The following is an 8,917-nucleotide window of genomic DNA, read 5'->3' as shown; positions in this document are numbered from 1 at the left end:
GAACCGAACTCAGCGGCAAGCACAAGGCATCGAACAAGATCCACGCCGCACTGCGGGCTCCAGTCGAACGCACCATCGCGAGAATCAAGCACTGGCGGATCCTCCGCCATGCCCGCATCAGCCCGAACAAACTGTCGTCAGTCTCCGCAGCCCTCCTCACCCTCATGATCTACACGTGAAAAAGGCTCCTGGCATAGCTGACCGCGATGTCCCTCTCTGTCAAAGCATCTCAATCCGCCACGCATGGAATCGCTCGATGCTGACCGTCACGGCGCATTCACGGCACGGAAGCCGTCAGTGGCGATCCCTCCTGCTCGCCGTCGGCGACGTTGCCACTGCGGAATGCGCGCCGTGCGTGCCTGGTTTCGTCCCGCCCGATCTCACAATGAGTATTATGAGCCAAAGTGTAACCCTTATCGCACGCATTCCCGGAGAAGGCACACCGTACCCTTCACCGGTGTGCATTTTGGGTGGCTACCCTCTCGCGATTCTCCACCCGGGAGCGTTCCATTTGTCCACCACTTAGCCTAACTCATTCCCCCATGAGTACTAATGGGGGACCTTTGAGCAGGCGATGAGACTGGAAGTGGTCTCCGCTTGATATGCTGGCCGTGCTTCTCCTGATGCGATCCTCGCGGCCTGTCCCACGGAACATGACCAACAGGGAAGCTAGACAGTCATCTGTCTTCTACCGCCATCTCGCGGACGCAAAGAGTCGAAGCGTAGGCGCCAAGAGAGACCCCAGCCTAGAGACCAGCCGCCATGGGTCGCAATTTAGAATGAGAAAGGAATATCGATGAAGAAGACCCTCTGCGGCTATGCCGCCGCTGCCGCAGCCATCGGAACCCTCGTTTCCGCGAACCCAGCGCATGCCGACGTGTTTTCGATGACGGTGAACTTCACAAACCACACCGCCTGCACTCTCACCATCCGGGGAGCGGAGGGAAACTTTGTATTCAGGGAGCAGCCGGACATCTCAATCGGTGTTGGCGAAACCTCCCACTATATCCTAACGTTCACCAACTTCATTTCTGGTATTGGCGGTAATCGCCACCAAGATATCTCCTACGAGGCGGTCAACTGCAAAGATGACTCGCTCAACAGGCGAGGGATCGGGCTTTCCATCAGGGGGACAAGGGGTGTATTTTCATATAACTTCAATGATTCGTCTCCGGGATTTGCCTTTGATTGCCCCCGAGGCACCTCATGCCCTATCCCGAAAAATGAAACGCTTTCCGCCCAGGCTTGGGAAGCAGCACGTTGATGAACAGGCGCTTGCGGCACCCACCTGGTTTGCCGGGGCGGGCGAAGTTCGTCAGTCGCTGGTGGGAGAACTTCCAGTTCAGCGGAGGAAAAACAGTGAGAGGAAAGGTCTGGCGTGTGGCTGCGTCTGCAGCACTGGCTGACGTATTGCTGTTCCCTGCGGTAGCACAAGCCGACACGGTGCGTGCGGTGGACGTGATCATCAGCAATCACACTTCGTGTACGCTGCTGGCTGATGACTGGATGACGTCCGGCGCGTTTTTGCCTGAAGGACGTTATTTCAGATTCTATCCGAGTAATTGGACTAACCGGCCGAACCCGCGCGTCGAGGCGGGTCGCTCCGACCTGATCAGCACAGAGGGCAAGGCAGGAACTTCGGGGTCGGTGACCTACGAGACGGTGGAGTGTAAGGATTCCACGCTCAATGAAAAGCTGATCACGTTTAAGTGGAATAGTAACCGGCAGTTGTCGGAGAATACATACACGTTCGACACCTCTGCCTCTTTTCTCGGGAGTTTCAGCGGTCCTGGTCAGGGAGATAAGGCAGTCGTTAAGGCAGAGATCAATGAGGCGTGACTCGCGGCGGGTATGTTGCGAGCGGCGGACAGCAGATGGAAAGCCGCAACCTACTGGTACGGCTATGCGAACTCCCAGGTGAATTCAGCAGCGAGGCGGGCGTAGGTGTGCCGCGGGTGGCGTCGTATGCCCGCCGTGCGCCAGTCGCTGCTGGTCCTGGCGCATCTGCGAGTGCCCCGGCTCTCGGTACCGCGTGCTTAGCTCGCGGGCGAAGAAGCGCAGGGGCGAGGTGGACAGATTGATGCGCTCGCTCAAACCTAGGGTCAACTGCTGAGCTGACAAGGGTTGTCAGGGTGCGTGTGCTCTAGCCTGGCAGTGCTGCCCGTCAACCGCTCGCACTCCAAGCTCCGGGCGGTCGTCGCATGGGCCGTGGCCGCCCTGACTTCTGCGCAAGCCGGCTGCTCCACCACCCGCATCACCAGCCTCGTCCTGGCCAGCCGCGCCCTCTCAACGCGAAGTTGGAAGGGGCTCAGTCTGTGGGCCTCGGGCTGCTGTGCTGCCCGAGGCCCACAGGCGGCTGGGTTACGAGGTGCCGAGGGCGGTACGCAGGGTGGCGATGGTCTGTGTGAGGGCGGCCTCGGCGGCGCGCGTCTCGCGCAAGGCATTCAGCATCACGAAGTCGTGGATGATGCCCTGGTAGCGCACCGCCGTTACGGGGACGCCGGCTGCGCGGAGCTTGTTGGCGTATGCCTCGCCTTCGTCGCGCAGCACGTTCGCTTCGGCGGTGATGACCAGGGCCGGGGGCAGGCCGGCAAGTTGGTCGGTGGTGGCGCGCAGCGGCGAGGCCGTTATTTCGGCGCGCTGGTTTTCGTCGGTGGTGTATTGGTCCGAGAACCACTGCATGCCGTCGCGGCGCAGGAAGTAGCCGGTGGCAAACTGCTGGTATGAGGGGTCTTCGAATTTAGTGGGGGTGGGCCTCCCGTCGGCTCCGCCGGGTGGTTGCACAGCGTGAGCGCAGGCGCTGGTTCGCTCGGTTCCGGAAGCCGAAGGCGTTGCGCACTTCGAGCTTGATGAGGCGGTTGTTGCCCTCGGAGGCGGCGTTGGTGATGCCGGTGGTCAGGTAGGTCTCGATGCCGTCCCACCACTGCTCGACGGTCTCGGCGAGGGTGACGAGTTCGGGCAGGTGGGCGTGGCCGGCGACGTGGGCGAAGAAGCGGTAGCGGGTAGCGGAGATCGCGGAGTGGCCGGGGGGTGACATGAGCGCGGGTGACGGCCAGGTGAAGGAGGTCGCGCAGGAGTTCCTTGCCTTGCCAGGCCGCGTAGATCTGCTTCCCGTAGGTGCCCATGTGCTCCAACTCGACTTTGAGGAGCTTGCGTTGCTCGGCGGTGAGGTCTTCCTCGTTGCGGCGCAGCAGTCTGCGGACGGTGTAGATGCTGTCGCCCTTGCGGGCCCGGCGGCCGTGCTGCTTCCAGGTGAGGCGTCGGCGCAGGTCGGCGAGGTGGCGCTGGGCAAGCTGGACGATGTGGAAGCAGTCGACGACCACTTTGGCGTGGGGCAGGGCGCGGTGGATCGCGGCGCGGAAGGTGGCGCACAGGTCGATGGCGACGTAGTGGACGGCCTCGCGCCAGGCGGCGGGCTGGGCGCTCAGCCAGTCGGCGACCGAGGCGGCATTACGGCCCTCGGCCTGCCCGAACAGTTCGCGTCCGCCGATCGCATCGACGAAGCCGATGTGCCAGGCGTCCGCCACCAGCTCCCACTTCTCCGTGTCCGGATCTGCTTCCACACCGGCTTGCCCCGCCGGGTCTCGTCGATCCCGATCGCCTCGCACGCTGGCGAGTCGGAGGGCAGGACGTTCGCGGCGTAACCCTCGAAGCAGTGCTGGACGATCGGCCAGGACAGGCCCAGATCCCGGCCGGCCTGCACCACCGTGCGCCCGCCGTCGACCACCGCGGCCCCGGCCGCCTCGCGCAGGGCCGCGGTGGTCCGCATCCGGGCGGGCACCTGAGGTATCGACTCGGTGAACGAGCCGCGCGCGCAGGCCACTTCAGTGCAGTGCCAGCGTGCCTTGCGCCAGCGGATGCCCACCGGGCGCCCGCCACAGGACAGATGCCTCGGAGTGGTGGTGCGGTAGTCCTTCAGCTGGGTGGAGAAGGCCCCGCAGGAGGGGCAGGCGTCGCGTCCCTGTTGATCTCGGTATCGTGAGTGCTCAAGCCCGTGGGTTCATCGTGATCGGTTGCGTAGAGAACAACCATGATCACGAAGACTCGCGGGCTCCTTGCGTCCGGGGCGCCAACACCACAGGCCCATCACGGGCAGTGACCGAACGTCAGGGCGTTACCGTCCCACCCCCACTAAATTCGAAGACCCGGTATACAGGGTCCACTGCCTCATTGGATCGACGACAATCGTACCGGCCGAGTACCCGACACTGTGGAACTCGTCGACGAACTCGTTCATCCACGCGGTGCCCGCTACGGATGACGAGCAACGCCCGATCACCCTAATTCGCGATGAATTGAGTGGATGAATCATCCGCACCACTCGTCTCGCTGCCGGTGCATCACTCAAATTTCGGCGAGCGTAGCATACACCCGGGCCGAATCGTCACCACCTTTGCTGTAGGTCCCCTGGAGAGCAATGGATCTTACATTGAAGGAGTACTTATTGTCGCCCCAATACGGATTATCCCAAGTGAATGTGACCACTCCCCCCTGAATTGCGCTGCTTTTGCATCCAATCGTCACGTAAGTCACAGAGCCTTTTGTCCCCGTGAAGGTTCCATCGCTTTCGGAGGCCAGCAAGTCGTACCCGCCAGGCTCGACAGTAGCATCCGGGTCACGCGTCCAAATTCCGTGAGCTAGGCTTCGCTCTTTGAGGAGAAGGGTGCAGGACGTTGCATTGTGAAAAACGATCCTTACTTCTCGACTTGCGGCCTGGACTGGAGTGGCAGAAATCATTACACAAGCCAATGCCGCGCTGGCTGCCGGCCCCCAGACTCTCACTCTCATTTCCTCTCCTCTTCCTGCCGTGGTGGAACAACTACACCAATGTACCCCGCCGCAGTTCCGCCGACCGTAGGAAACTTCCTACGGTCGGGGGTGTGTAGGAACAGCTACTGGGCCAGATGAGTTCCGATGGCTCGAGCCGCTGAAGGCACGGGGCAGCAACTACGGCGCACCCTGGGGAAACTCGTCAGCAGACCAGACGTGCAGCGGCGGTTGAACGTATGATCACATCGGAATGGCAGATGGTGCAATCCATGCACTCGAAGGTGTCTCTTTGGTCCGTCGATGTGATCCTCGTAAATCACACCTCATGCACGTTCCAGGCTGATGAATGGACGACAGTGGGCTAGTACCGTTACACACCTGGACCTAGCGGTGGTCACACTTAGTGCTGGATTCCTCAAAGGCAGTACACAAATCGGCGGCGTAGTCGTCGGGTGGGAGGGGCGGGTCTGCCCCATATCCATGGTTTGGCGCGGGTGTTGAGCTGGGCTGTTGCCAGCTGTGTGGCTTGGTGGATCTCGGCCGGTCCGGCGAAGGACTGGCCCGCCAGGGCGGCCTTGCGGAAGATGCGCCACCAGCCTTCCTGGAGGTTGAGCCAGCAGGCGCCGACGGGGATGAAGACGTGCCGGATGCGGGGGTGGTCCTCCAGCCAGAGCCGGGTGGAGACACTGTTGTGCGAGGACAGGTTGTCGGTGACCACGTAGATGTCGCCGCTCGGGTTGGCGTCCTCGAGTCTTTGCAGGAACTGCTGGTAGAAGGCGCTGTTGCGGGACGAGGCGGTCATCGTGATCTCATGCCCGTCGGCTATGCGCAGGCCCCCGTAGACCCAGGTCTTCTCCGGCCCGCGGCCGTAATCGAGCTCGTTCTTGATGCGGTGTCCGTCCGGCGACCAGCCCGGCGCCGGCGGGAACGTGCGCGGGATCACGGGTCCGAGCTCGTCGGCGCAGACGACCGTCGCACCGTCGGGCGGGCAGGCGTAGAGACCGATGATCCGCGTCCTTTTCCCTCAAAGTCCGCATCCTTCGAACGGGTCCAGGACCGCGTGCGGCGCCAGCGCACGCCCTCGGCCAGCAGAATCCGGCGCACCTGGGACCGGCCCACTTCGATCCCCATCGCCTGTGCTTGTTGGGCCAGCGCATCCAGCGTCCATTCCGGCGGCCCCGTCTCATCGTCCGCGACGAGTTCCCCGCCGGCCTGCACGGTCAGCCGCCCCGGCGGTGGCCGCTTGACCAGGCCGATGATTCTCGACCGCTCGGTCTCGGTGATCCGCCGCTTGCGCCCCTGGCCGCCCAGATCCTCCAGGCCCTCCAGCCCTGCCCGGTTGAACCGGTGCAGCCAGCACCGCACCGTCTTGGGGCTGCAGGCCACCTCGGCCGCGATCGCCGGCACCTGCATGCCCTGCCAGCTCAACTCGATCATGCGGGCCCGCGTGACCAGATCCCGTGGCGCCTTCCGTGCCCGCGCCAGCCGCCGAACCACCGCCTGCTCATTCCCGTCACCACTCAGCCGTGCCCGTAACACCATGTGCAGCCCGCCCCCGAGTACGCAAACCACCCCGCCACCAGGACATCTACCCAGCCAAAGCGGAATCCAGCATTAGTACTGCAACGGTGTCTACCGTGACTGCTGGCCAGCTCGATCGTTGGTGTGGTTATGGGTGGGGACCTTGCTGATGTTCGTGTGTGGGCGAGTGCGTTGGATGCGGTGCACGGGCGGTTTGTGCACCGGTTCAGCCGGTCGGAGCCGCGGGAGTCGGCGCTGGCCTATATGCGGGGCCTGATTGCTCCGCTTGAGCGCAAGAACGGCTGGATGTGAGCGGTCAGAATTTTCCCCGCGATCTGCATGATCAGCGTCAGGTAATTCCCCACCTTCGCGGTCACGGTTCCCCACCGGGGCGCTGACCGTAGGTGGTGCTGCTGACCATGCTCGAACTGGTCTGATGTTCCCTGTTTCGGGTGGTTTGAGCTGCTGTTGGATCTTCCTTGCGAATCGGTCGGGTTCCCCATGGGCATGCCGGTGCCCGGGTTGAGGGTCCTGTCCTCTCGGAGTCGTCGCGGTCCCTTGACCTGCGAGCCGAGAGGTCAACGGGCACACCGGATGGCAAGGAGAACATTCACCGTGGTCGACATCGTCGAGATCTACGTGCACTGGTACGCGGGCCGGTCCAAGAGTCAGGTGTCCGCCTCGCTGGGGGTGGACCGCAAGACGATCAGGAAGTACCTGGCGCCGGCGGAGGCGGCCGGGATCAGCCCGGGCGGGCCGCCGATGAGCGAGACGGACTGGGCCAAACTACTCAAGAGCTGGTTCCCGGAGCTCGCCAGCCGGAAGCTGAACCAGGTGCGGTGGGGAGAGATCGAACCGCACCGCGATTTCGTCAAGGAGCTGCTGAGGACCACGACGGTCACTACGATCCATCAACGGCTGTGGGACGAAGGCAAGTTGAAGGTGTCGCTGTCGACGTTCCGCCGCTGGGTGTCGGAGAACCTGCCCGACGAGGCGGCCCGCTCCAAGGTCACGGTGCTGCGGGATGACGTCGAGCCGGGCTCGGAGGCCCAGATCGACTATGGCTTCCTGGGGCAGTGGTTCAACCCAACTACCGGTAAGCGGCACCGGATTTGGGCGTTTGTGATGGTGCTGCCCGCCTCGCGGCACATGTTCGTACGCCCCGTGGTGCACATGGATCAGCACTCGTGGACCGTCGCGCACGTGGAAGCCTTCCGCTATTTCGGCGGCGTCCCGCGCCGTTTGGTGCCGGACAACCTCAAGACCGGGGTGGACAAGCCCGACCTCTACGACCCGCAGATCAACAAGTCGTATGCCGAACTCGCCTCGCATTACGGCACGTTGGTGGATCCGGCACGGGCTCTTCATCCGAAGGACAAGCCCAGAGTGGAGCGGCCCATGCCCTATGTTCGGGACTCGCTCTGGAGCGGGCGGACGTTCACCTCGTTGGAGCACATGCAGGCCGAGGCCCTTCTTTGGGGCAGGAACGTCGCTGGTCAGCGGCAGTGCCGGCCGCTGGGCGGGGCCAAGCCGCTAGCGGTGTTCGAGGCGGTGGAGGCCGAGACCCTCCTGCCGCTGCCGCGGGAGTCATTCGTGCTGGCCAAGTGGTCGAAGGCCGCCGTCGGCCCGGACATCCACGTCAAGGTCGGCCGCACCCTTTATTCGGTGCCCTGGAAACTGGTCGGGCGACGCGTCGACGTCCGTTCCACCGCCACGATGGTGCAGATCTTCCACGAGGGTGAGCTCGTCAAGACGCACGCGGCCCTGGAACAGGGCAAGCGCACCGACAGAGGCGACTATCCGCCCGAGAAGATCGCTTTCCAGATGCGGACGCCGATCTGGTGCCGTGGCCAAGCCTCGCAGGTCGGCGACTGCTGTCGGGAAGTGATCGACCAACTTCTGGAGGTCAACGCGCTCTACCGGCTCCGCGCTGCCCAAGGGGTCATCGGGCTGCGGAAGAAGTACGGCGACACGCGACTGGAGGCCGCCTGCAGGAAGGCGATCACGGTTGGTGATCCGTCCTATCGCACGGTCAAGGGCATCCTGGTCGCCGGCACCGAGACCGATCCCGAGCCGGACACCGGCGACGCGGGGGCCGCAGCCTTCCTGCACGGCCCCGAGGGACTGTTCGCCGCCGACATTCCCGCCCAAAGGCCAGTCGAACTCCACGACGACCAGGGCCACGGCGACGCCGAGGAGGCCACGCGATGAGCGTGATGACCACCGCCCTGCGCGAGTCGCTCAAGACCCTGCGACTCTCGGGGATGCTCGAGACCCTCGACGCCCGTCTTACTCAGGCCCAAGGCGGAGAACTCGGGCACCTGGACTTCCTCCAGGTGCTCTGCCAGGACGAGATCACCCGCCGCGAAACCGTCGCTCTCGAACGGCGCCTGCGCCGGGCCAGGTTCGAACAGCAGGCCACCTTGGAAGGCTTCGACTTCCAGGCTTCCCCGAAACTTCCCGCCGCCCAGATCCGCGACCTCGCGGCCCTGCGCTGGCTCCACTCCGGCGAGTCCGTAATTCTGTTCGGACCGCCCGTTATCAACGGGGCCTGAGCCCCTCTCTTCTCTGTCTTCAACGAGCGTCACCGTGAGCGTTCTGCGTCGTTGATGCATTGCTATCAACG

The 8,917-nt window shown here is 63.6% G+C and carries 8 protein-coding genes and 4 pseudogenes; 6 read left to right on the top strand and 6 right to left on the bottom strand.

Annotated elements, in window-relative coordinates; translation table 11 throughout:
• The 3 genes from ACFWDI_RS40340 to ACFWDI_RS40330 form a co-directional block, all read left to right on the top strand.
• Positions 1 to 179 (top strand): transposase family protein (locus ACFWDI_RS40340; protein WP_385312013.1); only part of this gene is annotated, 179 nt, incomplete at its 5' end.
• A gap of 617 nt (positions 180 to 796) precedes the next feature.
• On the top strand, positions 797 to 1,264 hold the full coding sequence (locus ACFWDI_RS40335; RefSeq protein WP_385312012.1) for a hypothetical protein: 468 nt from the start codon (positions 797 to 799) through the stop codon (positions 1,262 to 1,264).
• Positions 1,264 to 1,839 (top strand): hypothetical protein, encoded by a 576-nt coding sequence (locus ACFWDI_RS40330; RefSeq protein WP_385312010.1) that lies wholly within the window; start codon positions 1,264 to 1,266, stop codon positions 1,837 to 1,839. Before ACFWDI_RS40335 ends, ACFWDI_RS40330 begins: the two co-directional genes overlap by 1 nt.
• A gap of 522 nt (positions 1,840 to 2,361) precedes the next feature.
• Here the strand turns inward: ACFWDI_RS40330 and ACFWDI_RS40325 are convergent.
• From ACFWDI_RS40325 to ACFWDI_RS40300, 6 genes and pseudogenes are all read right to left on the bottom strand, one after another.
• Positions 2,362 to 2,733 (bottom strand): annotated as a pseudogene (locus ACFWDI_RS40325) (alpha/beta hydrolase fold domain-containing protein); the annotation flags it as partial.
• A 7-nt stretch (positions 2,734 to 2,740) separates the two neighbouring features.
• On the bottom strand, positions 2,741 to 3,037 hold the full coding sequence (locus ACFWDI_RS40320) for a transposase (RefSeq protein WP_385312009.1): 297 nt from the start codon (positions 3,035 to 3,037) through the stop codon (positions 2,741 to 2,743).
• Positions 3,038 to 3,104: 67 nt separating this feature from the next.
• Positions 3,105 to 3,527 (bottom strand): annotated as a pseudogene (locus tag ACFWDI_RS40315) (transposase); the annotation flags it as partial.
• Positions 3,425 to 3,940: pseudogene (locus ACFWDI_RS40310) on the bottom strand (transposase family protein); the annotation flags it as partial. The pseudogenes ACFWDI_RS40310 and ACFWDI_RS40315, both read right to left, overlap by 103 nt.
• Positions 3,941 to 5,185: 1,245 nt before the next feature.
• Complete coding sequence (locus tag ACFWDI_RS40305) at positions 5,186 to 5,713, bottom strand: transposase (protein ID WP_385312006.1); 528 nt, start codon at positions 5,711 to 5,713, stop codon at positions 5,186 to 5,188.
• A complete protein-coding gene (locus ACFWDI_RS40300; protein ID WP_385312005.1) occupies positions 5,710 to 6,312 on the bottom strand; it encodes a transposase in 603 nt (200 codons plus the stop codon). The genes ACFWDI_RS40305 and ACFWDI_RS40300 overlap by 4 nt, the downstream gene beginning before the upstream one ends.
• Positions 6,313 to 6,441: 129 nt before the next feature.
• Between ACFWDI_RS40300 and ACFWDI_RS40295 the strand changes: the two are divergent.
• From ACFWDI_RS40295 to ACFWDI_RS40285, 3 genes and pseudogenes are all read left to right on the top strand, one after another.
• A pseudogene (locus ACFWDI_RS40295) lies at positions 6,442 to 6,597 on the top strand (IS701 family transposase); the annotation flags it as partial.
• Positions 6,598 to 6,906: 309 nt separating this feature from the next.
• Positions 6,907 to 8,502 (top strand): IS21 family transposase, encoded by a 1,596-nt coding sequence (gene istA / locus ACFWDI_RS40290; RefSeq protein WP_385312003.1) that lies wholly within the window; start codon positions 6,907 to 6,909, stop codon positions 8,500 to 8,502.
• Positions 8,499 to 8,846: an ATP-binding protein gene (locus tag ACFWDI_RS40285; protein WP_385312002.1), complete on the top strand. Its 348-nt coding sequence runs from the start codon at positions 8,499 to 8,501 to the stop codon at positions 8,844 to 8,846. The genes istA and ACFWDI_RS40285 overlap by 4 nt, the downstream gene beginning before the upstream one ends.
• The last annotated feature ends 71 nt before the right edge of the window (positions 8,847 to 8,917 follow it).

Origin of the sequence: Streptomyces sp. NPDC060064, assembly GCF_042736455.1 — a bacterium.
Classification (GTDB): Bacteria; Actinomycetota; Actinomycetes; order Streptomycetales; family Streptomycetaceae; genus Streptomyces.
The sequence above is the reverse complement of the archived record's forward strand: the minus strand, read 5'-3'. Positions and strand labels throughout refer to the sequence as shown.

Coding starts and splice junctions, on each gene's coding strand:
- ACFWDI_RS40335 (WP_385312012.1), top strand. CDS start 797: ATGAAGAAGACCCTCTGCGGCTATGCCGCCGCTGCCGCAGCCATCGGA.
- ACFWDI_RS40330 (WP_385312010.1), top strand. CDS start 1,264: ATGAACAGGCGCTTGCGGCACCCACCTGGTTTGCCGGGGCGGGCGAAG.
- ACFWDI_RS40320 (WP_385312009.1), bottom strand. CDS start 3,037: ATGTCACCCCCCGGCCACTCCGCGATCTCCGCTACCCGCTACCGCTTC.
- ACFWDI_RS40300 (WP_385312005.1), bottom strand. CDS start 6,312: ATGGTGTTACGGGCACGGCTGAGTGGTGACGGGAATGAGCAGGCGGTG.
- ACFWDI_RS40285 (WP_385312002.1), top strand. CDS start 8,499: ATGAGCGTGATGACCACCGCCCTGCGCGAGTCGCTCAAGACCCTGCGA.